Annotated in this window: 25 protein-coding genes; 11 read left to right on the forward strand and 14 right to left on the reverse strand. The window is 61.4% G+C overall.

The window, feature by feature from the left end:
* Positions 1 to 6: 6 nt before the first annotated feature.
* The 3 genes from LOY31_RS00290 to LOY31_RS00300 all read right to left on the reverse strand — a co-directional run bounded on the left by LOY31_RS00290 (position 7) and on the right by LOY31_RS00300 (position 1,798).
* Complete coding sequence (locus tag LOY31_RS00290) at positions 7 to 648, reverse strand: thiol:disulfide interchange protein DsbA/DsbL (RefSeq protein WP_007954043.1); 642 nt, start codon at positions 646 to 648, stop codon at positions 7 to 9.
* Between the two features lie 200 nt (positions 649 to 848).
* The gene (locus LOY31_RS00295; protein ID WP_085606391.1) at positions 849 to 1,460 is read right to left on the reverse strand and encodes a cytochrome c; all 612 of its coding nucleotides are present in this window, start codon (positions 1,458 to 1,460) and stop codon (positions 849 to 851) included.
* 32 nt (positions 1,461 to 1,492) lie between these two features.
* The gene (locus tag LOY31_RS00300) at positions 1,493 to 1,798 is read right to left on the reverse strand and encodes a cytochrome c5 family protein (RefSeq protein WP_045121721.1); all 306 of its coding nucleotides are present in this window, start codon (positions 1,796 to 1,798) and stop codon (positions 1,493 to 1,495) included.
* Between the two features lie 191 nt (positions 1,799 to 1,989).
* On the opposite strand from LOY31_RS00300, the gene yihA reads away from it, so the two are divergent.
* Entirely contained in the window at positions 1,990 to 2,634 is a 645-nt protein-coding gene (gene yihA / locus LOY31_RS00305; RefSeq protein ID WP_085606393.1) for a ribosome biogenesis GTP-binding protein YihA/YsxC, read from the forward strand.
* A 426-nt stretch (positions 2,635 to 3,060) separates the two neighbouring features.
* Here the strand turns inward: yihA and polA are convergent, their stop codons facing one another.
* The gene (gene polA / locus LOY31_RS00310; protein WP_258712693.1) at positions 3,061 to 5,868 is read right to left on the reverse strand and encodes a DNA polymerase I; all 2,808 of its coding nucleotides are present in this window, start codon (positions 5,866 to 5,868) and stop codon (positions 3,061 to 3,063) included.
* A 74-nt stretch (positions 5,869 to 5,942) separates the two neighbouring features.
* Between polA and LOY31_RS00315 the strand changes: the two genes are divergently transcribed.
* The gene (locus LOY31_RS00315) at positions 5,943 to 6,239 is read left to right on the forward strand and encodes a DUF2782 domain-containing protein (RefSeq protein ID WP_011331780.1); all 297 of its coding nucleotides are present in this window, start codon (positions 5,943 to 5,945) and stop codon (positions 6,237 to 6,239) included.
* A gap of 61 nt (positions 6,240 to 6,300) precedes the next feature.
* On the forward strand, positions 6,301 to 7,254 hold the full coding sequence (locus tag LOY31_RS00320; protein ID WP_221534969.1) for a homoserine kinase: 954 nt from the start codon (positions 6,301 to 6,303) through the stop codon (positions 7,252 to 7,254).
* Positions 7,255 to 7,295: 41 nt separating this feature from the next.
* Here LOY31_RS00320 and LOY31_RS00325 read toward each other — a convergent pair whose 3' ends face one another.
* On the reverse strand, positions 7,296 to 8,216 hold the full coding sequence (locus LOY31_RS00325) for a zinc ABC transporter substrate-binding protein (protein ID WP_258712694.1): 921 nt from the start codon (positions 8,214 to 8,216) through the stop codon (positions 7,296 to 7,298).
* Positions 8,217 to 8,282: 66 nt separating this feature from the next.
* Here LOY31_RS00325 and zur point away from each other — a divergent pair, with 66 nt between their 5' ends.
* The 4 genes from zur to LOY31_RS00345 are packed head-to-tail and all read left to right on the forward strand — an operon-like array spanning position 8,283 to position 11,082.
* Positions 8,283 to 8,765 (forward strand): zinc uptake transcriptional repressor Zur, encoded by a 483-nt coding sequence (gene zur / locus LOY31_RS00330; RefSeq protein ID WP_011331783.1) that lies wholly within the window; start codon positions 8,283 to 8,285, stop codon positions 8,763 to 8,765.
* Positions 8,765 to 9,550: a zinc ABC transporter ATP-binding protein ZnuC gene (gene znuC / locus LOY31_RS00335; protein ID WP_064379570.1), complete on the forward strand. Its 786-nt coding sequence runs from the start codon at positions 8,765 to 8,767 to the stop codon at positions 9,548 to 9,550. Before zur ends, znuC begins: the two co-directional genes overlap by 1 nt.
* Positions 9,543 to 10,331, forward strand: a complete 789-nt coding sequence (znuB, locus tag LOY31_RS00340) for a zinc ABC transporter permease subunit ZnuB (RefSeq protein WP_085647186.1) — start codon at positions 9,543 to 9,545, stop codon at positions 10,329 to 10,331. Before znuC ends, znuB begins: the two co-directional genes overlap by 8 nt.
* A 37-nt stretch (positions 10,332 to 10,368) precedes the next feature.
* Positions 10,369 to 11,082 carry a PA5502 family lipoprotein gene (locus tag LOY31_RS00345; RefSeq protein WP_221534967.1) on the forward strand — a complete coding sequence of 238 codons (714 nt, stop codon included), beginning with the start codon at positions 10,369 to 10,371 and terminating at the stop codon, positions 11,080 to 11,082.
* A gap of 92 nt (positions 11,083 to 11,174) precedes the next feature.
* Here the strand turns inward: LOY31_RS00345 and katE are convergent, their stop codons facing one another.
* Positions 11,175 to 13,316 carry a catalase HPII gene (katE, locus tag LOY31_RS00350; protein ID WP_221534966.1) on the reverse strand — a complete coding sequence of 714 codons (2,142 nt, stop codon included), beginning with the start codon at positions 13,314 to 13,316 and terminating at the stop codon, positions 11,175 to 11,177.
* A gap of 259 nt (positions 13,317 to 13,575) precedes the next feature.
* Between katE and LOY31_RS00355 the strand changes: the two genes are divergently transcribed.
* The 3 genes from LOY31_RS00355 (at position 13,576) to LOY31_RS00365 (ending at position 16,105) form a co-directional block, all read left to right on the forward strand.
* Entirely contained in the window at positions 13,576 to 14,583 is a 1,008-nt protein-coding gene (locus LOY31_RS00355; RefSeq protein ID WP_007953999.1) for a methionine ABC transporter ATP-binding protein, read from the forward strand.
* The gene (locus LOY31_RS00360) at positions 14,583 to 15,257 is read left to right on the forward strand and encodes a methionine ABC transporter permease (RefSeq protein WP_007953997.1); all 675 of its coding nucleotides are present in this window, start codon (positions 14,583 to 14,585) and stop codon (positions 15,255 to 15,257) included. The genes LOY31_RS00355 and LOY31_RS00360 overlap by 1 nt, the downstream gene beginning before the upstream one ends.
* Positions 15,258 to 15,331: 74 nt before the next feature.
* The gene (locus LOY31_RS00365; protein WP_007953996.1) at positions 15,332 to 16,105 is read left to right on the forward strand and encodes a MetQ/NlpA family ABC transporter substrate-binding protein; all 774 of its coding nucleotides are present in this window, start codon (positions 15,332 to 15,334) and stop codon (positions 16,103 to 16,105) included.
* 84 nt (positions 16,106 to 16,189) lie between these two features.
* Here LOY31_RS00365 and LOY31_RS00370 read toward each other — a convergent pair whose 3' ends face one another.
* Genes LOY31_RS00370 through LOY31_RS00390 form a run of 5 tightly spaced genes read right to left on the reverse strand, consistent with a single transcriptional unit; the run spans position 16,190 to position 20,098 of the window.
* Entirely contained in the window at positions 16,190 to 16,825 is a 636-nt protein-coding gene (locus LOY31_RS00370) for an SCO family protein (RefSeq protein WP_258712695.1), read from the reverse strand.
* Positions 16,822 to 17,721, reverse strand: coding sequence for a heme o synthase (gene cyoE / locus LOY31_RS00375; protein WP_258712696.1), 900 nt, complete (start codon positions 17,719 to 17,721; stop codon positions 16,822 to 16,824). Before cyoE ends, LOY31_RS00370 begins: the two co-directional genes overlap by 4 nt.
* The gene (locus tag LOY31_RS00380; protein WP_258712697.1) at positions 17,709 to 18,788 is read right to left on the reverse strand and encodes a heme A synthase; all 1,080 of its coding nucleotides are present in this window, start codon (positions 18,786 to 18,788) and stop codon (positions 17,709 to 17,711) included. Before LOY31_RS00380 ends, cyoE begins: the two co-directional genes overlap by 13 nt.
* A gap of 10 nt (positions 18,789 to 18,798) precedes the next feature.
* Entirely contained in the window at positions 18,799 to 19,392 is a 594-nt protein-coding gene (locus LOY31_RS00385; protein WP_085606407.1) for a hypothetical protein, read from the reverse strand.
* The gene (locus LOY31_RS00390; RefSeq protein ID WP_258712698.1) at positions 19,358 to 20,098 is read right to left on the reverse strand and encodes an SURF1 family protein; all 741 of its coding nucleotides are present in this window, start codon (positions 20,096 to 20,098) and stop codon (positions 19,358 to 19,360) included. The genes LOY31_RS00385 and LOY31_RS00390 overlap by 35 nt, the downstream gene beginning before the upstream one ends.
* Positions 20,099 to 20,170: 72 nt before the next feature.
* On the opposite strand from LOY31_RS00390, the gene LOY31_RS00395 reads away from it, so the two are divergent.
* A complete protein-coding gene (locus tag LOY31_RS00395; RefSeq protein WP_007953986.1) occupies positions 20,171 to 20,374 on the forward strand; it encodes a twin transmembrane helix small protein in 204 nt (67 codons plus the stop codon).
* A gap of 8 nt (positions 20,375 to 20,382) precedes the next feature.
* On the opposite strand, the gene LOY31_RS00400 is transcribed toward LOY31_RS00395, so the two are convergent.
* From LOY31_RS00400 to ctaD, 3 genes are read right to left on the reverse strand one after another with little or no spacing between them, the layout of a single operon-like run.
* A complete protein-coding gene (locus LOY31_RS00400; protein ID WP_007953985.1) occupies positions 20,383 to 21,270 on the reverse strand; it encodes a cytochrome c oxidase subunit 3 in 888 nt (295 codons plus the stop codon).
* 25 nt (positions 21,271 to 21,295) lie between these two features.
* Entirely contained in the window at positions 21,296 to 21,847 is a 552-nt protein-coding gene (locus LOY31_RS00405) for a cytochrome c oxidase assembly protein (RefSeq protein WP_085606414.1), read from the reverse strand.
* A gap of 27 nt (positions 21,848 to 21,874) precedes the next feature.
* A complete protein-coding gene (gene ctaD, locus LOY31_RS00410; protein WP_258712699.1) occupies positions 21,875 to 23,461 on the reverse strand; it encodes a cytochrome c oxidase subunit I in 1,587 nt (528 codons plus the stop codon).
* Positions 23,462 to 23,518 lie beyond the last annotated feature (57 nt).

The raw sequence follows: 23,518 nt of genomic DNA on the forward strand, positions 1-23,518 counted from the left end.
CCGCGCTTAGTTGGCGGCTGCCTTGTTGGTCGCTCGCTCTTTGGCCACCAGTTGGTCAGCCAGTTTCAGCGCCTGTTCGGCACCGCCGGCAGAGCCGATGTCAAAGCGGTACTTACCGTTGACGATCATGGTTGGAACGCCGGAGATTTCATACTTCTTGGCCAGTTCGCGGGCTTTCACGATCTGCCCCTTGATGGCGAACGAATCGAAGGTCGCCAGGAACTTGTCCTTGTCCACGCCTTGAGTGGCGAGGAAGTCGGCCATGTCGTTCTTGTCGGTCAGTTTCTTGTGTTCTTTCTGGATCGCGTTGAATACGGCAGCGTGTACGTTGTGCTCGACGCCCATGGCTTCCAGGGTCAGGAACATCTGGCCGTGAGCGTCCCACGGGCCACCGAACATCGCAGGAATGCGCACGAAGTTGACGTCGGACGGCAGTTTTTCAACCCACGGATTGATCACCGGCTCGAACGCGTAGCAATGCGGGCAGCCATACCAGAACAGCTCGACCACTTCGATCTTGCCAGGCACGGCGACGGGTACCGGGTTGCTCAGTTCGACGTAAGGGGCAGCAGGGGCTTCGGCGGCCTGGGCGGTCACGCCGAACAGGCTGGCAGCGACGAGGGCGGCGCTGATGATCAGATTACGCATGCTTTACTCCTGGACAATTTTGGTCGCCTCGCGCGACCTGTTTTCAGACAGATCCTGGCGGGCATGAGTTCTGTAGTGTAACGGCAGCGGCCACAAAAAAGGGCGGCCAAAGCCACCCTTTTTATACTTGCTGCGACGGATTAATCGAGCGTTAACGTGGCAGGCGTTGGCCATTGCACACAACGCTCGAATCGCGCGTCTTAGTGCAGGCCCTGAATGTAGCTGGAGACTGCCGCGATGTCTTCGTCGCTCAGCTTGCGGGCGATGGTGCGCATGGTCATCGCGTCGCCGTCGTTGCTGCGGCCGGCTTCTTCCTTGCGGAAATCGGTCAGTTGCTTGGCGATGTACTGAGCGTGTTGGCCACCCAGGTGCGGGAAGCCGGCGGCTGCGTTGCCGGCGCCGTTCGGCGAGTGGCAGCCGGTGCAGGCTGGCAGGCCTTTCTCGAGGTTGCCGCCACGGAACAGGGCTTCACCGCGAGCGACGATCTTCGGATCGGCGGCGCCGACGCTGCCTTTCTGGCTGGCGAAGTAAGCGGCGATGTCGGCCAGGTCCTGATCGCTCAGGTTGGTCAGCAGGCCGGTCATTTCCAGAACGGTGCGCTTGCCCGACTTGATGTCGTGCAATTGCTTGGTCAGGTAGCGTTCACCCTGTCCGGCCAGCTTTGGAAAGTTTGGCGCCATGCTGTTGCCATCCGGGCCATGGCAGGCGCCGCATACGGCGGCTTTTGCCTGGCCTGCGGCTGCATCACCGGCAGCATGGGCGAAGCCTGAGATTCCCACGGTCAACAGCAGACTCACGATCAGTTTGTTCATCAGCTAATCCAACTACGGCTAAGGGTTAAGAGTTATGGACCGGGCTTACTCTCGCTCATCCAGAGGATGAGGGCCTGGTAATCCTCGGCACTGCAGTCCATGCACAAACCACGCGGCGGCATCGCCTTGAAACCCTGGGTCACGTGTTGCACCAGCGTCTCCATACCTTTCGCCAACCTCGGCGTCCAAGCTTCCTGATCGCCTCTTCTGGGCGCCATGGGTAGTTGGCCGGAATGACAGGCTCCACAAACACGGTTGTACACGGCTTCCGGATCCTGTGTAGCCTGTGCGCTGTAAAGCGGCATCAAGACTCCGGCAGCCAGCAGCCATTTCGTCATAAAACGACCTTTTCAGGGTTGAGAGCGTTCTGCGTTCTAATGCGCAATCAAGGTCTGTCGCTCTCGTGAACTTCATCCTTCGCTGGGACAAAGCACACACAAAATCTGCGGCATTATATACTGGCGTCACTGAAACGGAAGCGACACCGCGTTCCGCGCCTAATCCCGGCGCCGCCCACATCGGAAATCCCATGCAACTCAAGAATCCCATCCTCGGCCTGTGCCAACAGTCCACGTTCATGCTCAGTGCCGCCAAAGTCGATCAGTGCCCCGACGACGAAGGCTTCGAAGTGGCGTTCGCCGGTCGTTCCAACGCCGGTAAATCCAGCGCACTGAACACTTTGACTCACGCCAGCCTGGCGCGCACCTCGAAAACCCCGGGTCGCACACAGCTGTTGAACTTCTTCAAGCTAGACGATGAACGGCGTCTGGTCGACCTCCCGGGCTACGGTTATGCAAAAGTACCGATCCCGCTCAAGCAACACTGGCAGCGTCATCTTGAGGCTTACCTCGGTGGCCGCGAGAGTTTGAAGGGTTTGATTCTGATGATGGACATCCGTCATCCAATGACCGACTTCGACCTGCTGATGCTCGACTGGGCCGTTGCCGCCGGCATGCCGATGCACATCCTGCTGACCAAGGCCGACAAACTGACCTACGGCGCAGCCAAGAACACGCTGCTCAAGGTGCAGTCGGAAATTCGTAAGGGCTGGGGCGATCTGGTAACGATCCAGCTGTTCTCCGCCCCGAAACGCATGGGCCTGGAAGAGGCCTACACTGTGCTGGCGGGCTGGATGGAACTGGCAGACAAAGGCGCGGAAGCGGCGACCGAATAATCGGAATATGGAAAATTGGCTGTAGTGCGGTCAGGCAAGGCAAAAGTGTTAGTAAAACGGCCGGGGTCGCGCTCGACTTTAGGGGACCTAAATGAGCATTTTTAGTAACGCTTTTAACGCAGCATGACCGCGCTACAGCCGATTTTTGGGCAAAAAAAGCCCCGGACTTCATATGGGGAGGGAGAAGTTCCGGGGTTTAAGTTCCGAACCGCTAGGGCGGGGTTCAGATATCTGCCAACACTTAACACAACATAGGAGCATCGAAGGGCTTCACCAGCCATTCAGTATCTCTGAGTGCCCTGTCGCAAGATTAGTTCAGAATCTTTTCAAAAAACTTTGGAATAAGCTCAAGAACGATCAGGCCTAAGCGCTTTTCGATGCCTTTGCCGCGACGCTCGGTCGCGGTATAGCCCCGTCCCAGACGCCTCAGTGCGCCTCGTCCCAGTTGTTGCCAACCCCCACTTCTACCAGCAACGGCACATCCAGTTTTGCCGCTTCACTCATGTGCACACGAATTTCTTCGCGAACCTGATCGACCAGATCCTCGCGAACCTCCAGCACCAGTTCGTCGTGCACCTGCAGGATGACTTTGGCGTCCAGCCCGGAAGCGCTCAGCCAGTTATCCACCGCCACCATGGCTTTCTTGATGATGTCCGCTGCGGTGCCCTGCATCGGCGCGTTGATTGCCGTGCGCTCGGCGGCCGCGCGATCCTGCGGCTTGTTGGAGTTGATGTCCGGCAGATACAGGCGACGACCGAAGATCGTTTCCACAAAGCCTTGGTCTGCTGCCTGGGCGCGGGTGCGATCCATGTATTCACGCACGCCCGGATAACGCGCGAAGTAGGTGTCGATGTAGGCCTTGGCGGTCTTTGTGTCGACGCCGATGTCCTTGCCCAGCTTCTGCGCGCCCATGCCGTAGATCAGACCGAAGTTGATCGCCTTGGCGCCACGGCGCTGGTCTGAGCTCACTTCGTTCAGCTCGACCTTGAACACTTCGGCAGCGGTGGCGGTGTGCACGTCCAGATTGTTGCGGAACGCGTTCATCAAGCCTTCGTCGCGAGACAGGTGCGCCATGATCCGCAGTTCGATCTGCGAGTAGTCCGCTGCCAGCAGTTTGTAGCCTTTCGGCGCGACGAAGGCCTGACGGATGCGTCGGCCTTCGGCAGTGCGCACCGGGATGTTCTGCAGGTTCGGATCGCTCGACGACAGGCGACCGGTCGACGCAACGGCCTGATGGTACGAAGTGTGGATACGCCCGGTACGCGGGTTGATCTGCTCAGGCAGGCGATCGGTGTAGGTGCTCTTCAGCTTGCTCATGGAACGGTGTTCCATCAGTACTTTCGGCAAGCGGTGATCGTCTTCGGCCAGTTTCGCCAGCACTTCTTCGGCGGTGGACGGCTGGCCCTTGGCGGTCTTCTTCAGCACCGGCAGGCCAAGTTTCTCGTAGAGGATCACGCCCAGTTGCTTCGGCGAGCCGAGGTTGAATTCTTCACCGGCGATCTCGAACGCTTCACGCTCCAGCGCGACCATCTTGTTGCCCAGCTCAATGCTCTGGATGCCGAGCAGCTCAGCGTCGACGAACGCGCCCTGGCGCTCGATGCGCGCCAGCACTGGCACCAGCGGGATCTCGATATCGGTCAGTACGCTGGCCAGGCTCGGGATGGCGCTGAGTTTTTCGAACAGCGTCTGGTGCAGACGCAGGGTCACGTCGGCATCTTCGGCGGCGTATGGGCCGGCCTGTTCCAGGGCGATCTGGTCGAAGGTCAGTTGCTTGGCGCCTTTGCCGGCGATGTCCTGGAAGCTCACGGTGGTGTGATCCAGGTACTTCTGCGCCAGGCTGTCCATGTCGTGACGGGTGGCGGTGGAGTTGAGCACGTAGGACTCAAGCATCGTGTCGAAGGCGATCCCGCGTACGGTGATGCCTTCGTTCTGATCGCCACCGATGGCGCAGTTGGCCAGGATGTTCATGTCGAACTTGGCGTGCTGGCCGACCTTGAGTTTGTTCGGGTCTTCAAGGATCGGCTTGAGCGCGCGCAGCACGGTGTCGCGATCCAGCTGCTCCGGCACGCCGATGTAGGAGTGGATCAGCGGGATGTAGGCCGCTTCGTTGGCCTGCACTGCGAAGGACAGACCGACCAGTTGTGCCTGCTGCGCATCGATCCCGGTGGTTTCGGTGTCGAAGGCGAACAGCTTGGCGTTCTTCAGTTTTTCCAGCCAGACGTCGAATCGCGCCTGATCGAGGATGGTTTCGTACGCGGCTTCAGCCGGAGCGGCAGGCACTTCTTCTTCGGCGGGCGCGCTGAACAGATCGCCGGCCGGCGCAGGCTCGGCGGCAGCGCTCAGCTCCAGACGCTTGGCGTCTCGCTCCAGATCGTTGATCCAGCTCTTGAACTCCAGCAGGGTGTAGAGCTCGTAGAGTTTGGCCGAATCTTCCGGGCCCATTTGTAGGTCGTCGAGGCCGATATCCAGCGGCACGTCGACCTTGATGGTCGCCAGTTGATAGGAGAGGAAGGCCATCTCCTTGTGCTCTTCGAGCTTGGCCGGCAGGGTCTTGGCCCCACGGATCGGCAGGGTTGGCACGATGTCGAGCTGCGCATACAGCTCGGTCAGGCCGCCGTTGACGCCTACCAGCAGGCCGGAAGCGGTCTTCGGACCGATGCCCGGAACGCCGGGGATGTTGTCGGAAGAATCGCCCATAAGGGCCAGATAATCGATGATCTGCTCGGGAGCGACGCCGAATTTCTCCTTCACGCCTTCCACGTCCATCGAACTACCGGACATGGTGTTGACCAAGGTAATGTGGCCGTCGACCAGTTGCGCCATGTCCTTGTCGCCGGTGGAGATGATCACCGGGCGATCGGCGGCCGCGCTGCTGCGGGCCAGGGTGCCGATCACGTCATCGGCCTCGACGCCTTCGACGCACAGCAGCGGGAAACCGAGGGCGATCACGCTCTGGTGCAGCGGCTCGATCTGCACGCGCATGTCGTCGGGCATGCTTGGGCGGTTGGCTTTGTATTCGGCGTACATCTCATCGCGAAATGTCCCACCCTTGGCGTCGAACACCACGGCGAACGGGCTGTCCGGATACTGCTTGCGCAGGCTCTTGAGCATGTTCAGCACGCCTTTGACCGCACCGGTCGGCAGGCCTTTGGAGGTGGTCAGCGGTGGCAGCGCGTGAAAGGCGCGGTACAGGTAAGACGAACCGTCCACCAGGACGAGGGGGGCTTGGCTCATGAGCAGAATCAACCTTTTCGGCGGGCCCGGCGCTAGAATAGCGGGACCGTTGACGACAAAGGGACAAGGTTATCATGCGTACGTTAAATCGCTTGCTGCTGGTCAGTCTGATTGCTGTCTCACCGCTGGCCGCGATCGCGGCGGATGATGCGCCATCGTCGGAGCCGGAAGTTACCATTAGCACGCACACGGAAGGCGACAAGGTCATTCAGGAATACAGCCGGAGTGGATTCGTGTATGCGATCAAGGTCACACCGAAGGGCGGCAAGCCCTATTTCCTGGTGCGCGCCGATGGTACGGACGCGAACTACATCCGGTCCGACCAGCCGGATATGCTGATTCCGTCGTGGGAAATCTTTACCTGGAAGTAAGTTTCCTGACTTTTAATCGGCGCCGTTTGATGGCGGCGCCAGAACTGAGCAGTTTTTAACCATGTCTGTGTTCACCCCCCTGGCTCGGCCCGAGCTGGAAACCTTTCTCGCCCCTTACGGGCTCGGCCGTCTGCTCGATTTCCAGGGGATCGCCGCCGGCAGCGAAAACACCAACTTCTTCATCAGCATGGAAAAGGGCGAGTTCGTCCTGACCCTGGTCGAGCGCGGCCCGGTGCAGGAAATGCCATTTTTCATCGACCTGCTCGACGTCCTGCACGAAGCCGATCTGCCGGTGCCTTATGCACTGCGCACCACTGACGGCGTGGCCCTGCGCGAGCTGAAAGGCAAACCGGCGCTGCTGCAACCGCGCCTGGCCGGCAAGCACATCAAGCAGGCCAACGCCCAGCATTGCGCGCAGGTCGGTGAGTTGCAGGCGCACCTGCACCTGGCGACCCAGGGCGACAACATGATCAAGCGCAAGACCGATCGTGGCCTGGACTGGATGCTGGAAGAGGGCACGCAGTTTCTTTCGCACCTGAGCGATGAGCCGCGCGCGCTGCTGCAAACCGCGCTGGACGAAATCACCCGACAGAAAGACAAAATTCTCGCGCTGCCTCGGGCGAACATCCACGCCGACCTGTTCCGCGACAACGCGATGTTCGAAGGCACGCACCTGACCGGGCTGATCGACTTCTACAACGCCTGCTCCGGGCCGATGCTCTATGACGTGGCGATCGCCCTGAACGACTGGTGTTCGGACGATGAGGGCCTGATCGACGGCCCGCGTGCGCGTGCGTTCCTGGGTGCCTACGCGGCACTGCGCCCGTTCACGGCAGCCGAAGCCGAGCTGTGGCCGACCATGTTGCGAGTGGCGTGCGTGCGGTTCTGGCTGTCGCGTCTGATTGCGGCGGAATCGTTCGCCGGGCAGGACGTGTTGATCCACGATCCGAAAGAGTTCGAGCAGCGTCTGGCGCAGCGTCAGACGGTCAGTACGCCGCTACCTTTCGCCCTGTAAAAGAAAAAACCGCAGCCTGTGCAGGCTGCGGTTTTTTTGTATCAGAGCGATTCCAGGCATTCCGCCAGATCATTCCCCAGCTTCTCCAGCACTTGCTCGTAACCCTGAGCTGTAGCTGGCGTGTACCCGCCCAACGCATCCAGCTCCGCCAGCTTCACCGGCAGGCCTGCCACCAGGGTCTCGGCCAGACGTGGACGCAGCGGCGGCTCACTGAACACGCAGGTCTTGCCGACTTCCTGCAAACGCGTGCGCATTGCCGCCACATGTTGGGCGCCCGGCTGCACTTCCGCCGCGACGCTGAACACGCCGGTGTGTTTCAGGCCGTAGGCGTCTTCGAAGTAGTCGAAGGCTTCGTGGAAGACGAAGTAGGGTTTGCCTTCAACACTGGCTAGGCGTTTCTTCAAACGCTGATCCAGTGCATCCAGACGCTCATCGAACGCTTTGGCGTTGCTCTGATAGCGCTCGGCATTGGCCGGGTCGGCGGCGCTCAGGTCAGCGGCCATTTTGTCGGCAATAACCCGTGCGTTCACCGGTGATAGCCACAAATGCGCATCGAGGCTGCCCGGGCGATGGTCGTGATCGTGTTCGTCGGCTTCTTCGGCATGGGAATGGCTGTCCGCAGCGAAGCGGCGCAGTTTCATGCCCGGCAGATCCTGCACGGCAACGCTCGGCAGCGTACGACCGTTCAGCACGCGAGGCAGGAAACCTTCCATGTCCGGGCCGATCCAGTACAGCAGGTCCACCGATTGCACCTTGCGTACATCGGACGGACGCAACGCGTAGTTATGCGGCGAAGCGCCCGGTGGCAGCAGCACTTCCGGAATCGCCACGCCGTCCTGCACCGCAGCGGCAATCAGTTGCAGGGGCTTGATGCTGGTGAGGACTCTGACCTCGGCCTGAGCCGGACCGATCAGCAGAAAACCGGTGATGAATACGACAAAAACAGAAAAAAGTCGGGACACGATGACCACTCAATGAGGCGAGAACGGGTAACATAATAACGTCTCTAACCAAACTCGTCGCCGCTCATGCCTATTACACCGATTGCCAGCCGTCCCCACGACCACTCGCACTGCGTTCACAGCGCGCTGTCCGAGGCCGATGCCCTGTGTGCACAGAAAGGCCTGCGCCTGACCGCGTTGCGCCGGCGCGTGCTGGAACTGGTCTGGCAGAGCCACAAACCGCTGGGTGCCTACGACATTCTGGCGGTGCTCAGCGAGCAGGATGGCCGCCGCGCCGCGCCGCCAACCGTGTACCGGGCGCTGGATTTCCTGCTGGAAAACGGTCTGGTGCACCGCATCTCCTCGCTGAACGCCTTCGTCGGCTGCGTTCACCCGAAACATTCGCACCAGGGCCAGTTCCTGATCTGCCGTGAATGCCACGCCGCCATCGAACTTGAGCAAAAAACCATCAGCGACGCCATCGTCCACAGCGCCAAGGACGTCGGCTTCATCGTCGAGGCCCAGACCGTCGAAGTGGTCGGCCTCTGCTCCGGTTGCCGGGGGGCTTGATGAGCGATGCGCTGATCCGTCTGGAGCAGGTGGCAGTCCGGTTTGCCGGGCAGAACGTGCTGGACAACATTCATCTGAGCGTCGAACCGGGGCAGATCGTCACCCTGATCGGCCCCAACGGCGCCGGCAAGACCACGCTGGTGCGCGCCGTGCTCGGGCTGTTGAAACCCGACAGCGGCAGCGTCTGGCGCAAGCCGAAACTGCGCGTCGGCTACATGCCGCAAAAACTTCACGTCGATCCGACCTTGCCGTTGTCGGTGCTGCGCTTCCTGCGCCTGGTGCCGGGCGTCGATCGCCCGCGTGCGCTGGCGGCACTCAAGGAAGTCGGCGCCGAGCACGTCATCGACAGCCCGGTGCAAAGCGTTTCCGGCGGTGAAATGCAGCGTGTGCTGCTGGCCCGGGCGCTGCTTCGCGAGCCGGAACTGCTGGTGCTCGACGAGCCGGTGCAAGGCGTCGATGTCGCCGGGCAAGCCGAGCTGTACAGCCTGATCACCCGTCTGCGTGACCGTCACGGCTGCGGCGTGCTGATGGTGTCCCACGATCTGCATTTGGTGATGAGCACTACCGATCAGGTGGTGTGCCTCAACCGTCACGTCTGCTGCTCCGGGCATCCCGAGCAGGTCAGTGGCGATCCGGCCTTCGTCGAGCTGTTCGGCAACAATGCGCCGAGCCTGGCGATCTATCACCACCATCATGACCACGCCCACGACCTGCACGGTTCGGTGGTCAAGGGGCCTGTGACAGGCCAACCTCACGTTCACGGAGATAGCTGCAAGCATGGCTGATTTTCTGTTCTACGCCCTGCTTGCAGGTCTGGCGCTGGCGGTGGTCGCGGGGCCGCTGGGCTCGTTCGTTGTCTGGCGGCGCATGGCCTATTTTGGCGACACGCTGTCCCACGCCGCACTGCTCGGCGTGGCGCTGGGTTTTCTGCTGGATGTCAGCCCGACCGTCGCGGTCACCGTCGGCTGCCTGCTGTTGGCGGTGTTGCTGGTGACCCTGCAACAGCGTCAGCCGCTGGCGTCCGACACGCTGTTGGGTATTCTTGCGCCGAGCACGCTCTCTCTCGGGCTGGTGGTACTAAGCTTCATGCATGAAGTGCGGATCGACCTGATGGCCTACCTGTTCGGCGACCTGCTGGCGATCAGCCCGACTGATCTGGCGTGGATCCTCGGCGGCAGCGCAGCGGTGCTGGTGTTGCTGGTGACCTTGTGGCGGCCGCTGCTGGCGATCACCGTGCACGAAGAACTGGCCAGGGTCGAAGGCCTGCCGGTGGCAGGTTTGCGCATGGCGCTGATGCTGCTGATCGCAGTGGTGATCGCCGTGGCGATGAAAATCGTCGGTGTGTTGCTGATTACTTCGCTGTTGATCATCCCGGCGGCTGCGGCACAACGTCACGCCCGTTCACCGGAGCAGATGGCACTGGGCGCGAGCGTGCTGGGCATGCTCGCCGTGTGTGGCGGGCTGGCGCTGTCCTGGTTCAAGGACACCCCGGCCGGCCCGTCAATCGTTGTGACGGCGGCCGCACTGTTTCTGCTGAGTTTTGTTCTGCCCCGTCGAGGGGTGTAGACTTGCTCGTTTTTTGCGCAAATAGAGAGTCGCAGGAATGAAGCCGTTCGCCTCCCGTTATCTGCTCCTTGTGGCCTTTTCAGTGCTGCTGGGCGCCTGCCAAAGCACGCCGCCGGTGGCCGAAGTCCCCGATGCGCGGGCCACGGCCATCGCACAGCTGGAGCAAAGCCTGGCCAGCAGCGAACTGGCCACTGCCGAAGACCAACTGGCAGCCTTGCAGGCCGAAACACCCAACGATCAATCCCTTGAGCAATACCAGCGTCAGTTGGCCGAAGCCTATCTGCGTCGCAGCCAGATCGTCCTGCAGAAGGGCGATGTGAATGCGGCCGCAACCGCGCTGGCCCGTGCCCGCGTGCTGATGCCCAAGGCCCCGGCGCTGACCGGTGGCGTCAATGGCGCGATTACCGAAGCGCGCAAGGCCGAATTGGAGAAAGCCGAAGCAGCGCTGCAAGCCGCTGAAGCCAAGCCGAAAGCCAAGGTGATCGATCCGACCGCCGAGAGCACCACGGTCGCGCTGAACATCACCGATAGTCGCAAACTTCGCCGCCAACTGGATGCGATCGCCGCCGATGTGGTGAGTTACGACTGTGCGGTGAGCATCCAGGCCCCGCGCACCAATGATTACCCGTGGCTGGCGACGTTGATCACCAAGCGCGTGAAGAAGCTCGATCCGGATTTCGATCTGCAAATCAAAAAGCAGATTCTGCGCAGCGTTCCTGCTCAAGTAGTCTTGAGTCCTCGCAAGCCATAAGAAATCGCGAGCAGGCTCGCTCCCACAGGTACAACATGATTCCTGTGGGAGCGAGCCTGCTCGCGATGACTATTTCAGGCATTACAAAACTATCAGGCCGGAATCGCCTTGGCCTTGGCTTCCCTATCCCAGACCCGATGCTGCCCGATCGCCGCAAAGAACGGCTGGGTCAGCGCCTTCATATCCTTGCCCTCGATCAACCCCGCATCCGCCTCCAGCTTCAGCACATCCAGCAACTGCCTGGCCTCGCCATGCAGTGCAATCGCCTTCAAGTGTTTGTACGCCTCCAGCAGGTAATGCAACGCCACTCCGTCACCGCTCAACGCCTTGACCGACGCCGCGCCACCCGGCACGAACACCGCGTCGAACGCTACCGATGGCAAACCCTCCATGGACGCATCCACCGCCAGGCTTTTGCCATCGGCGGTCTTCACCGGCGCCGAGGTCGGGCCCAGCAATTTGGCGTGCGCACCTTCCGCCGCCAGCGCCTTCTTCATCGCATCGATGGCCGCACCATCGACGCCGTTGGCCGCAAGGATTGCGACTTTTCGCGTCTTGATGTTCTCCGGCAGCAGATTTGCCTGACTCAGCGATGGCGAGTGATCCAGTGATGTTTTCGGTACGTCGACCGTACCTTTGGCCGGTGCCGGCAAGCCAAGGTTCTGCGCCACGCGTTTGGCCAGTTCCAGATCGATGTTGGCCAGGATCTCGTTCACTTCCCGTGCCCGAATGTGCTCGCGCTCAACCTTGCCCAGTTCGAAGCTGTAGGCCGAGATGATGTGTTCCTGCTCGTGCTTGCTCATGCTCTTGAAGAACAGCCGCGCCTGGGAAAAGTGGTCGCTGAACGATTCGCTGCGCTGACGGATCTTGTTGGCGTCGATACGCTCCGGATAGCTCTCGAACCCGCCGTCCTGCGCCGCCGGTGGGGTTTCTTTCGGCCAGCCGCCATCGATGGAGTTCGGCTCGTATGACGCGCGGCCCTTGTCGATCACCGTGCGGTGCTGGGCGTCGCGCTGGCCGTTGTGGAACGGTGCGACCGGGCGATTGATCGGCAGCTCATGGAAGTTCGGCCCGCCGAGTCGGCTGATCTGCGTGTCGGTGTAGGAAAACAGCCGACCTTGCAGCAGCGGGTCATTGGAGAAGTCGATCCCAGGCACGATATGGCCGGGGCAGAACGCGACCTGCTCGGTCTCGGCGAAGAAATTGTCCGGATTGCGGTTGAGGGTCATCTTGCCCAGCGGCGTGATCGGGACGATTTCCTCGGGAATCAGTTTGGTCGGGTCGAGGATGTCAAAATCGAAGTCGTGCTCGTTTTCCTCCTCGATGACCTGTACGCCGAGTTCCCATTCCGGGTAATCACCCATCTCGATGGCTTCCCAGAGATCGCGCCGATGGTAGTCGGTGTCTTTACCCGCAAGCTTCTGCGCTTCGTCCCACACCAGCGAACAGGTGCCGGCGGTGGGGCGCCAGTGGAATTTGACGAAGCGCGATTTGCCCTCGGCGTTGATCAGCCGGAAAGTGTGCACGCCAAAGCCCTGCATGCTGCGCAGGCTTTTCGGGATGGCCCGGTCGGACATGGCCCAGATGACCATGTGCGCCGATTCCGGCACCAGCGACACGAAGTCCCAGAAGGTGTCGTGGGCCGAGCCGCCGGTGGGGATCTCGTTGTGCGGCTCGGGTTTTACGGCGTGGACGAAGTCGGGAAACTTGATCGCGTCCTGTATGAAAAATACCGGCATGTTGTTGCCGACCAGATCGAAGTTGCCTTCGTCGGTGAAGAACTTCACGGCAAAACCACGCACGTCACGCACCGTATCGCCGGAACCACGCGGCCCCTGAACCGTGGAAAAACGTACGAACACCGGGGTTTTCTTCCCCGGATCCTGCAGGAAACCGGCCTTGGTCAGCGTCGAATGGTTCTCGTAGCTCTGAAAGAAACCATGAGCGCCGGTGCCGCGAGCGTGGACGATACGCTCGGGAATCCGCTCATGGTCAAAGTGCGTGATCTTTTCACGCATGATGAAGTCTTCCAGCAGCGACGGCCCGCGAGCGCCGGCCTTGAGGGTGTTCTGGTTGTCCGCGACCTTCACGCCCTGATTGGTGCGCAGGGCCTGGCCGGTGGCGTCGGAGCGAAATTTTTCCAGGCTGTCGAGTTTGGCGTTGGTGTTGGCGCGATCCGGAGTGTCGGTTCCGGCCAACTCACTTTTGGAAGGGACAGGTTTTTTGCTGCTCATCAGACGTAAACTCCTCGTTTGACCTCGGTGTTGCCGAGGCTCTTGAGTGGTTCCCGGGCACGGCGCCCGGAGTTTCAAGTCGCTTACTTAGTGACTGATGAGGGTTTTGGCCGTTCCTTTTTTATGACCTTTGATCGCGTTATTGCCAAATGAAAGGTTGAATGCGGAATAAATGCTAATAACCTCTATACGGACAGGCTAAAATGCGCGCCCGGCTAACCGCTGATCCTTTTCCAACGCGCCCCACAAGGTTCGCTACGTGATCGAGTTTCAAAACGTCCATAAGACTTACCGCGTCGCCGGTAAGGACATCACCGCGCTGCACCCGACCAGCTTCTCCATCGAGAACGGTCAGGTGTTCGGCCTGATTGGCCATTCCGGTGCGGGAAAAAGTACCCTGCTGCGTCTGATCAATCGCCTGGAGCAATCCAGTGGCGGCAAGATCATCGTCGACGGCGAAGAAGTCACCGCGCTGGACGCCAACGGCCTGCGCCGTTTCCGTCAGCAGGTCGGGATGATCTTCCAGCACTTCAACCTGCTGGCGTCCAAGACCGTGGCCGACAACGTCGCGCTGCCGCTGACCCTGGCCGGTGAACTGTCCCGCGCCGAGATCGACCAGCGTGTGGCCGAGTTGCTGGCGCGGGTCGGTCTGTCCGATCACGCCAAAAAGTACCCGGCACAGCTGTCCGGCGGTCAGAAGCAGCGCGTCGGCATCGCCCGCGCTCTGGCGACCAAGCCGAAAATCCTGTTGTGCGACGAAGCCACCAGCGCCCTCGACCCGCAGACCACGGCGTCGGTCCTGCAACTGCTGGCCGAAATCAACCGCGAGCTGAAGCTGACCATCGTCCTGATCACCCACGAGATGGATGTGATCCGCCGCGTGTGCGATCAGGTCGGCGTGATGGACGCCGGTGTGATCGTCGAGCAAGGTTCGGTGGCCGATGTGTTCCTGCATCCGAAGCACCCGACCACCAAGCGTTTTGTTCAGGAAAGCGAGCAGATCGACGAAAGCGAGCAGCGCGATGACTTCGCTCACGTGCCGGGCCGCATCGTGCGTCTGACCTTCCAGGGCGAAGCGACCTACGCGCCGTTGCTCGGTACCGTCGCCCGGGAAACCGGTGTGGACTACAGCATCCTGGCCGGTCGCATCGACCGCATCAAAGACATTCCTTACGGGCAATTGACCCTCGCCGTCACCGGTGGCGACATGGAGGCGGCCTTCGCCCGCTTCACCGCCGCTGACGTTCACATGGAGGTGTTGCGCTAATGGAAGACCTGATGAGTTTCTTCACCAATATCGACTGGTACGAAATCTGGCTCGCCACCGGCGACACCATGATGATGCTCGGCGGTTCGCTGCTGTTCACCGTGCTGCTCGGCCTGCCGCTGGGCGTGTTGCTGTTCCTGTGCAGCCCGCGTCAGTTGCTCGAAGCCAAAGGCGTGTACGCCTTGCTGTCGCTGGTGGTGAACATCCTGCGTTCGCTGCCGTTCATCATTCTGTTGATCGTGATGATCCCGTTCACCGTGTTGATCACCGGCACCTCGCTGGGCGTGGCCGGTGCGATTCCGCCACTGGTAGTGGGTGCGACCCCGTTCTTCGCGCGGCTGGTGGAAACCGCCCTGCGTGAAGTCGATCGCGGCATCATCGAAGCGACTCAGTCGATGGGCGCGACCACCCGCCAGATCATCATGAACGCCTTGCTGCCGGAAGCTCGTCCGGGCATCTTCGCAGCGATTACGGTGACGGCGATTACACTGGTTTCCTACACGGCGATGGCCGGTGTGGTCGGTGCCGGTGGCTTGGGTGACCTGGCGATCCGTTTCGGCTATCAGCGGTTCCAGACCGACGTGATGATCGTGACCGTGGTGTTGCTGCTGATTCTGGTGCAAGTGCTGCAAATGGTAGGCGACCGACTGGTCGTGCACTTCTCGCGCAAATAACCGGTTTTGTAATGACATGAGCCGGCCATTCGCTGGCAGGCGCCAGACGGGCGCCGTAAAAAGGAGTTAGCTGAATGAAAAAACTGATCGTTGCCCTGGCTGCCGTTGCAGCGTTCTCGGCCCACGCCGACGAAACCCTGACCGTTGCTGCCACTCCGGTGCCGCACGCGGAAATCCTCGAGTTCGTGAAGCCTGTGCTGGCCAAAGAAGGCGTGGATCTGAAGGTCAAGGTCTTCACCGACTACGTACAGCCGAACGTCCAGGTGGCCGAGAAGCGTCTGGACGCCAACTTCTTCCAGCACCAGCCGTACCTCGATGAGTTCAACAAGGCCAAGGGCACCAGCCTGGTTTCCGTGACCGGCGTGCACCTGGAACCGCTGGGCGCCTACTCCAGCAAGTTCAAGAAAATCGAAGAGCTGCCAAGCGGCGCCAACGTGGTAATCCCGAACGACGCCACCAACGGCGGCCGTGCGCTGTTGCTGCTGGCCAAGGCTGGCGTGATCACCCTGAAGGATCCGACCAACATCCTGTCGACCGTCAAGGACATCGCCCAGAACCCGAAAGACCTGAAGATCCGTGAACTGGAAGCCGCGACCATCCCGCGCGTGCTGACCCAGGTCGACCTGGCGCTGATCAACACCAACTACGCGCTGGAAGCCAAGCTCGATCCGTCCAAGGATGCGCTGGTCATCGAAGGCAGCGACTCGCCTTACGTGAACATCCTGGTGTCCCGCGCGGACAACAAGGACAGCGACGCCATGAAGAAACTGGCCGCTGCGCTGCACAGCCCGGAAGTGAAGAAATTCATTACCGAGAAGTACAAAGGCGCGGTGTTGCCGGCGTTCTGATTTGATCGTGCCCACGCAGAGCGTGGGAACGATCAAAACGAAAAGGGGACGCCAGTGGCGTCCCCTTTTTTGTGCGTTCAGTTTTTACTTGCGGTTCAACATCACCGGCAACTGCGCAACCAGCTTGGCATTATTCAACGGCGCCCGAATAAACCCGCGCTGCGTACCATCAGGCCCGATCACCGCCAGGTTCCCACTGTGATCCACCGTGTAATTCGGCTTGCTGGTGTCCGCCGGAATGAACGGAATGCTCACCGCGTTCGCCACCTTCTGCAGCTCGTCGATCGACTTCGGCGTCAGGCCGATGAACTGTGGATCGAAGTAGCCCAAGTACTGCTTCAACTGCGCAGGGTTGTCGCGGTTCGGGTCTACGCTGACCAGCACGATCTGCAATTTATCCACAGCATCCTTCGGCAGCTCACTCTTGATCTGGCGCAGCTGGGCGAGGGTGGTCGGGCAGATGTCCGGGCAGAAGGTGTAGCCGAAGAACAGCAGGCTCCACTTGCCCTTGAGCTCGTTGACCGTGACCGGTTGGCCGTCCTGATCGGTCATCGTCACGTCCGGCAGGTTGCGGCTCTGCGGCAGCAGGATGATGCCGGCGTCGATCAGCGCGGTCGGGTCGCCCTGGCCCTTGCCGCTCAGCACTTTGTTGACGGTCAGGCCGAGGATCAGCGCGATCACGGCGACGAGGATGAAGACGGTTTTCTGGGTTCGAGTCATAGGTTCAACAGTAGGTAGTGGTCTACGAGCAGGGCGATGAACAGCAGAAACAAGTACCAGATAGAGTACTTGAAGGTGTTGATCGCCGCGTGCGGCCGAGTGCCACGGTACAGCACCACGGCCCATTGCAGAAACCTGGCACCCAGACCGAGCGCGCAGATCAGGTACAGCAGGCCGCTCATGTGGATTACGTATGGCAACAGGCTGACCGCCAGCAGGGCGAAGGTGTACAGCAGAATGTGCACCTTGGTGTAGTGCTCGCCGTGGGTGACCGGCAGCATCGGAATGTCGGCCTTGGCGTATTCCTCTTTGCGATGGATGGCCAGCGCCCAGAAGTGCGGTGGGGTCCAGGCGAAGATGATCAGCACCAGCAGCAACGGTTCGGCGCTGACGTGGCCGGTGACGGCGGTCCAGCCGAGCAGCGGCGGGGCAGCGCCGGCAAGGCCGCCGATGACGATGTTCTGCGGCGTCGCGCGTTTGAGGAAACCGGTGTAGATCACCGCGTAGCCGAGCAGCGAGGCCAGGGTCAGCCAGGCAGTCAGCGAATTGGTGAAAGTCAGCAACGAGGCCTGGCCGAGCAGTGCCAGCACCAGCGCAAAGGTCAGTGCGCCTGTGGGCGAAACCCGGCCCTCGGCCAATGGCCGTTTGTGGGTGCGGGCCATGACCGCGTCGATGCGCCGGTCCACCACGTGATTGACCGCCGCCGCGCCGCCGGCACACAGCGCGATCCCCAGGTTGCCGAACACCAGCACCGTCCACGGCACCCCGGCGCGGGTCGCGAGGAACATGCCGACCAGCGAGGTGATGAGCATCAGCACTACGACTTTCGGTTTGGTCAGTTCCAGGTAATCACGCCAGATTGCCTGTCCGTGACGTTCGCCGATCAGAACCGCCATGGCGTCTCTCCTTTAATAGTGATGGGCGCCGCCGAGTGTTTGCGCGGGCTCAGGCGCCAGCGCGCGATCATCGGCTGCTTGACCCGAACCAGGCTGGTCCGCGCGTGATAGTTGACCAGCACCATCGTCAGCAGCAGCGCTGCGCCGCCAGCGTTATGCGCCACGGCCACCGGCAGCGGCAGATGGAACAGCACGTTGCTGATGCCGAGGGTGATCTGCGCGGCGAGGGCGATCAGCACCAGCCCGGCCAGTCGCGTCATGCCGACCACTTTCAGTTGCCAGGCCAGACCGAGCAGGACGACCGTCACCAGCAACGCGCCGATGCGGTGGGTCAGGTGAATCGCCGTGCGTGCATCGCTGTCGAGTTGCCCGCCGAGGTAGTTGGGGCCGATGTGTTGAGTCAGGTGAAAGCCGTTGGCGAAATCCGCCGGCGGCAGCCATTGGCCGTGGCAGGTCGGGAAGTCGATGCAGGCCACTGCCGCATAGTTGGAACTGACCCAGCCGCCGAGAGCAATCTGGCCGATCACCAGCAGCAACCCGGCAGTCGCCCAATATTGCAGACGCTTGGGCACGGTCAGCGCCGGCAGTACACCGGACAGTCGCAAGGTCAGCAGAAACAGCAGGCTCAAGGTCGCGAAGCCACCGAGCAAATGCCCGGTTACCACTTGCGGCCAGAGCTTGAGCGTCACCGTCCACATGCCGAACGCCGCCTGGGCGAATACCACCGCCAGCAGAAACAGCGGCAGTTTCAGCGGTTGCCCGGGATGACGACGGTTCACCCACGCGCGCCCGGCCAGTACCGAAATCAGCATGCCGAGGGTGCCGGCGAAGTAGCGGTGGATCATCTCGTTCCAGCCTTTGTGCGCCTCCACTGGCGAGTCGGGGTAATGCAGTTCGGCATGGGCCAGTTGGGCTTCGCTTTTCGGCACGCTGATGAACCCGTAGCAGCCCGGCCAGTCCGGACAGCCGAGGCCGGCGTGGGTCAGGCGGGTGTAGGCGCCGAGCAGCACCACGATCAGTGCCAGCAGGGTGGCAAACAGCGCGAGGCGAAATCCAGGTTTGGTCATGACGATGCCCTTATCCGATGTTCGACAGTTTCAGCAGGTGGCGCAGGTCGTTGAGCAGATCCTTGCCTTTCACGCTCGGGTCGTAGCGCAGCACGAGGTTGCCGTGGGGATCGATGATCCACAGCTGCGGTGTGGCCTTGTCGCCTGTGGCCTTGCTGAAGGTGGCTGCGTCCAGCGGGTAGCGTTGCAGCTGCGGATATTCGCGGGTCAGCTTGGCTTCGTAGTCGGCAGCCAACGGTTGTGCAGCGGCCAGGGCGTGGCTGGCGCGCCCGGCTTCGCGGCCGAGGCCGATCTGGATCTGCCGCGCCAGGTACACCAGTTGCTGGCAGTCCACCGCGCAATCCTTCGGCGCGGTGACCAGCATCTGCCAGCGCGTTTCGTCAGCCTGAATGCCGAGGTCGGCGCGGGTCTGGCCGTTGCCGATCAGTTCACCGTGATAACTGCGACCTTCCGGTACCCAGAACTGCAACTTGTACATGCCGGTGGCGAGGATCATCGGACCGACCACGCCGAGCACGATCAACAGCAGCTGGATGCGTCCGCGGCGGCGACTGGCCGGGGCTTTTGCTTCAGACATGCTGGGTGGATTCATGGCCGCTCCCATGGTGTTTCTCCTTTGCGTTGTGCCAGCCGAGATAGAGGTAAAGACCGAGCAGGGCGGTGGCCATGGCGAACCACTGCACGGCGTATCCGAGGTGTTTTTCCGGGCCCATGGCAACCACCGGCCAGTCGGCCTGATAGCTGGCGGGGCCGGGTTCGGCGCGTAATTCGTAGGCGAAGCCGTCGCGTTCGAGGGTTTTCCACAATTTCGCGGGTTCGACGGCGGTGACGGTTTGCGGCCAGCGGCTGCTGACCGGATCGGCATGCAGCTGGAAGGTGGCGCCGGGGGCGACGTACACCCAGGCATCGATGTTCACGGCGTCGGTCGGTGTGTTGAATTGCGGGGCTGTGCGCCGGTCCGGCCACGGCAGCCAGCCGCGATTGACCAGCAGCCACTGGCCGCTGCGTTGATCCTGAAACGGTTGCAGCAATTCGACGCCGACCTTGCCGTTGCGCTGACGGTTGTCCAGCAACAGGCTGTGGGCGGCGTCGAACTGGCCGTGCAGATGCACCCGGCGAAACGCCGGATCGGCGCTGTGCAGCAACTCGGTGCTGGCCATCGGTTCGGCGGCGCGGCGTTCGGCGTAGCTGGCGAGCAGGGCGGTTTTCTCCGCGCCCCGGCCCAGTTGCCAGAAGCCCAGCGAAATCAGCAACGGCAGCAGCAGGCCGACTACCAGTGTCGGCACCACGCCCGGCCGGAAGCGCTTCATGGCCGCGCCAGAAAATCAGTGAGTGCGATCGCTATACTCAACTGCATCGCTTGTTCCCCCGGAGTTCTTCCCATGCTCAAAGCAGCCATCGTCCTGATGCTGATTGCCACGGTGGTCAGCCTGTTCAGCGGCCTGTTTTTCCTGGTCAAGGACGACAGCAGCTCGAATCGGCTGGTGATCGCCTTGAGTGTTCGGGTGGCGTTGGCCGCTGTCACCGTCGGCTTGATTGCCTGGGGTTTCTACAGCGGCCAACTGGTGTCGCACGCGCCTTGGTGAGCTGATCCTCAGAGCACGTAAACGAAGATAAACAGGCCGATCCACACCACATCGACGAAGTGCCAATACCAGCTCGCCGCTTCAAATCCGAACTGATGTTCGTTGTCGAAATGGCCTTTCATGATGCGCATCAACATCACGAACAGAATGATCGTGCCGATCGTCACGTGGGCGCCGTGGAAACCGGTGAGCATGAAGAACGTCGCGCCGTAGATGCCCGAGCCGAGGGTCAGCCCCAGTTCGTGGTAGGCGTGGATGTATTCTTCGGCCTGGAAACCGAGGAACGCGCAACCCAGCAGCACGGTGATCGCCAGCCACAGTTTCAGCGCGCCGCGATGACCTTTCTTCAGCGCGTGGTGGGCGATGGTGATGGTCACGCTGGAACTCACCAGCAGGATGGTGTTGATCAGCGGCAGGCCCCAGGGGCTGATGACTTCCTTGGGCGGCGGGAACAGTTTCGGATCCGGCGTGTGCAGCAGCGGCCAGGTGAACTGGAAATTCGGCCAGAGCATGTGGGCGATGCCTTTGGTGCCTTCGCCGCCCAGTGCCGGGCCGGAAATGTGCCGTACATAGAACAACGCGCCGAAGAAGGCGACGAAGAACATCACCTCGGAGAAGATGAACCAGCTCATGCCCCAGCGGAACGAGCGGTCCAGCTGCGGGCTGTACAACCCCGCGCGGCTTTCCTTGATCACCGTGCCGAACCAGCCGAACAGCATGTACGCCAGCAACAGGCCGCCGACGAAAAAGATCAACGGGCCGTGGGATTCCGGACGCGCAGCCTTCAGATCGTTGAACCAGGTCGCCAGACCGTACACGGTGACGAACATCCCCACCGTGGCGACGATCGGCCACTTGCTCTGGGCCGGGACGTAATAGTGCTCATGAGTTGCCATTTATTGTTCTCCTTATCGGGCACGCTTAACCGCCAGTGTTTGCAGCCACCGGAGGATGTCGGGCGGTGATATCGAACAGCGTGTAGGACAGCGTCAGGTGCTTCACGTCCTTGGGCATGTCGCGGTCAACGATGAAACGCACCGGCATCTCGATCTGCTGACCGGGCTGCAGCACCTGCTGGGTAAAGCAAAAGCATTCGGTCTTGTGGAAATACGCCGCTGCATTGCTCGGCGCGATGCTCGGTACGGCTTGAGCGCTCATCGGTTTGTCGGTGGGATTGCGCGCGATGAAGATCATCTCGTTCACCGCGCCGGGGTTGGCCGTCAGTTCGTCATGCTTGGGGTAGAAGTCCCACGGCATGTCGGCGGTGTTGGTCGACAGAAACTGCACCCGCACCTGCCGGGTGGCATCGACGGTCTGCTCGCCCTCGTACTGCCCGGCGGTCTTGCCGTTGATGCCGAACGCCTTGCACATCACGTCGTAGATCGGCACCAGGGCAAAACCGAAGACGAACATCGCCACCACCACGCCGAGCAGTCGGGTGACCAGCTTCTTCATCGAAATCGAGTCAGCCATGGTGGCGGTCCTCAACGGCTACGGGGTTCATTTCACTTCCGGCGGCGTGGTGAAGGTGTGATACGGCGCCGGTGACGGCACGCTCCATTCCAGACCTTCGGCGCCATCCCACGGTTTGGCCGGAGCCGGTTCGCCGCCACGGATGGTCTTGATCACGATGAACAGGAAGAAGATCTGCGTGGCACCGAACATGAATGCGCCGATCGACGAGACCATGTTGAAGTCGGCGAACTGCAGGTTGTAGTCCGGAATCCGCCGGGGCATGCCTGCCAGACCCACGAAGTGCATCGGGAAGAACGTCAGGTTCATGCCGACGAAGGACAGCCAGAAGTGCAGCTTGCCCAGGGTTTCGTCGTACATGTGGCCGGTCCATTTCGGCAGCCAGTAATAGGCCGACGCGAAGATCCCGAAGATCGCCCCCGGCACCAGCACGTAGTGGAAGTGCGCGACCACGAAGTAGGTGTCCTGGTACTGGAAGTCCGCCGGGGCGATAGCCAGCATCAGCCCGGAGAAACCGCCGATCGAGAACAGGATCACGAACGCCACGGCAAACAGCATCGGCGTCTCGAAGGTCATCGAGCCTTGCCACATGGTGCTGGCCCAGTTGAACACCTTCACCCCGGTCGGCACCGCGATCAGCATCGTCGCGTACATGAAGAACAACTCGCCCACCAGCGGGATGCCCACCACGAACATGTGGTGCGCCCAGACGATGAACGACAGGAACGCGATGCTCGCCGTGGCGTAGACCATCGAGGTGTAGCCGAACAGCGGCTTGCGCGAGAAGGCCGGGATGATCTGGCTGACGGCGCCGAAGGCCGGCAGGATCATGATGTACACCTCGGGGTGGCCGAAGAACCAGAACACATGCTGGAACAGTACCGGGTCACCGCCGCCGGCGGCACTGAAGAAGCTGGTGCCGAAGTGGATGTCCATCAGCATCATCGTCACGCACCCGGCCAGCACCGGCATCACCGCGATCAGCAGGAACGCGGTGATCAGCCAGGTCCAGACGAACAGCGGCATTTTCATCAGGGTCATGCCGGGGGCGCGCAGGTTGAGGATGGTGGCGATCACGTTGATCGCGCCCATGATCGAACTGATCCCCATCAGGTGGATGGCGAAGATGAAGAACGTCACGCTTTCCGGCGCATAGGTGGTGGACAGCGGCGCGTAGAACGTCCAGCCGAAATTCGGCCCGCCACCGGCGGTGAACAGGGTCGAGACCAGCAGCAGGAACGCCGCCGGCAGCAGCCAGAAGCTGAAGTTGTTCATCCGCGGCAGGGCCATGTCCGGCGCGCCGACCATCAACGGGATCATCCAGTTGGCGAGGCCGACGAACGCCGGCATCACCGCACCGAACACCATCACCAGACCGTGCATGGTGGTCATCTGGTTGAAGAATTCCGGCTGGACGATCTGCAGGCCGGGCTGGAACAGCTCGGCGCGGATCACCATGGCGAACGAGCCGCCGAGCAGGAACATGCAGAACGCAAACCACAGGTACAGCGTGCCGATGTCCTTGTGGTTGGTGGTCAGCACCCAGCGCATCAGGCCTTTGGCGGGGCCGTGGGCGTGGTCGGCATGACCGTGGTCATCGATGACAGCGCTCATGGCCGGTCTCCTTCAAGTGAGTGGACTGGGCAGGCCGGGACGCAGGGCCCCGACCGG

It is taken from the genome of Pseudomonas sp. B21-021 (assembly GCF_024749205.1).
Taxonomy (GTDB): domain Bacteria; phylum Pseudomonadota; class Gammaproteobacteria; order Pseudomonadales; family Pseudomonadaceae; genus Aquipseudomonas; species Aquipseudomonas paraglycinae.

Excerpts from the sequence above, each read along its gene's own strand:
- LOY31_RS00290 (WP_007954043.1), bottom strand. The coding sequence starts at position 648 with ATGCGTAATCTGATCATCAGCGCCGCCCTCGTCGCTGCCAGCCTGTTC.
- LOY31_RS00295 (WP_085606391.1), bottom strand. The coding sequence starts at position 1,460 with ATGAACAAACTGATCGTGAGTCTGCTGTTGACCGTGGGAATCTCAGGC.
- LOY31_RS00300 (WP_045121721.1), bottom strand. The coding sequence starts at position 1,798 with ATGACGAAATGGCTGCTGGCTGCCGGAGTCTTGATGCCGCTTTACAGC.
- yihA (WP_085606393.1), top strand. The coding sequence starts at position 1,990 with ATGCAACTCAAGAATCCCATCCTCGGCCTGTGCCAACAGTCCACGTTC.
- polA (WP_258712693.1), bottom strand. The coding sequence starts at position 5,868 with ATGAGCCAAGCCCCCCTCGTCCTGGTGGACGGTTCGTCTTACCTGTAC.
- LOY31_RS00315 (WP_011331780.1), top strand. The coding sequence starts at position 5,943 with ATGCGTACGTTAAATCGCTTGCTGCTGGTCAGTCTGATTGCTGTCTCA.
- LOY31_RS00320 (WP_221534969.1), top strand. The coding sequence starts at position 6,301 with ATGTCTGTGTTCACCCCCCTGGCTCGGCCCGAGCTGGAAACCTTTCTC.
- zur (WP_011331783.1), top strand. The coding sequence starts at position 8,283 with ATGCCTATTACACCGATTGCCAGCCGTCCCCACGACCACTCGCACTGC.
- znuC (WP_064379570.1), top strand. The coding sequence starts at position 8,765 with ATGAGCGATGCGCTGATCCGTCTGGAGCAGGTGGCAGTCCGGTTTGCC.
- znuB (WP_085647186.1), top strand. The coding sequence starts at position 9,543 with ATGGCTGATTTTCTGTTCTACGCCCTGCTTGCAGGTCTGGCGCTGGCG.
- LOY31_RS00345 (WP_221534967.1), top strand. The coding sequence starts at position 10,369 with ATGAAGCCGTTCGCCTCCCGTTATCTGCTCCTTGTGGCCTTTTCAGTG.
- katE (WP_221534966.1), bottom strand. The coding sequence starts at position 13,316 with ATGAGCAGCAAAAAACCTGTCCCTTCCAAAAGTGAGTTGGCCGGAACC.
- LOY31_RS00360 (WP_007953997.1), top strand. The coding sequence starts at position 14,583 with ATGGAAGACCTGATGAGTTTCTTCACCAATATCGACTGGTACGAAATC.
- LOY31_RS00365 (WP_007953996.1), top strand. The coding sequence starts at position 15,332 with ATGAAAAAACTGATCGTTGCCCTGGCTGCCGTTGCAGCGTTCTCGGCC.
- LOY31_RS00370 (WP_258712695.1), bottom strand. The coding sequence starts at position 16,825 with ATGACTCGAACCCAGAAAACCGTCTTCATCCTCGTCGCCGTGATCGCG.
- cyoE (WP_258712696.1), bottom strand. The coding sequence starts at position 17,721 with ATGGCGGTTCTGATCGGCGAACGTCACGGACAGGCAATCTGGCGTGAT.
- LOY31_RS00380 (WP_258712697.1), bottom strand. The coding sequence starts at position 18,788 with ATGACCAAACCTGGATTTCGCCTCGCGCTGTTTGCCACCCTGCTGGCA.
- LOY31_RS00385 (WP_085606407.1), bottom strand. The coding sequence starts at position 19,392 with ATGGGAGCGGCCATGAATCCACCCAGCATGTCTGAAGCAAAAGCCCCG.
- LOY31_RS00390 (WP_258712698.1), bottom strand. The coding sequence starts at position 20,098 with ATGAAGCGCTTCCGGCCGGGCGTGGTGCCGACACTGGTAGTCGGCCTG.
- LOY31_RS00395 (WP_007953986.1), top strand. The coding sequence starts at position 20,171 with ATGCTCAAAGCAGCCATCGTCCTGATGCTGATTGCCACGGTGGTCAGC.
- LOY31_RS00400 (WP_007953985.1), bottom strand. The coding sequence starts at position 21,270 with ATGGCAACTCATGAGCACTATTACGTCCCGGCCCAGAGCAAGTGGCCG.
- LOY31_RS00405 (WP_085606414.1), bottom strand. The coding sequence starts at position 21,847 with ATGGCTGACTCGATTTCGATGAAGAAGCTGGTCACCCGACTGCTCGGC.
- ctaD (WP_258712699.1), bottom strand. The coding sequence starts at position 23,461 with ATGAGCGCTGTCATCGATGACCACGGTCATGCCGACCACGCCCACGGC.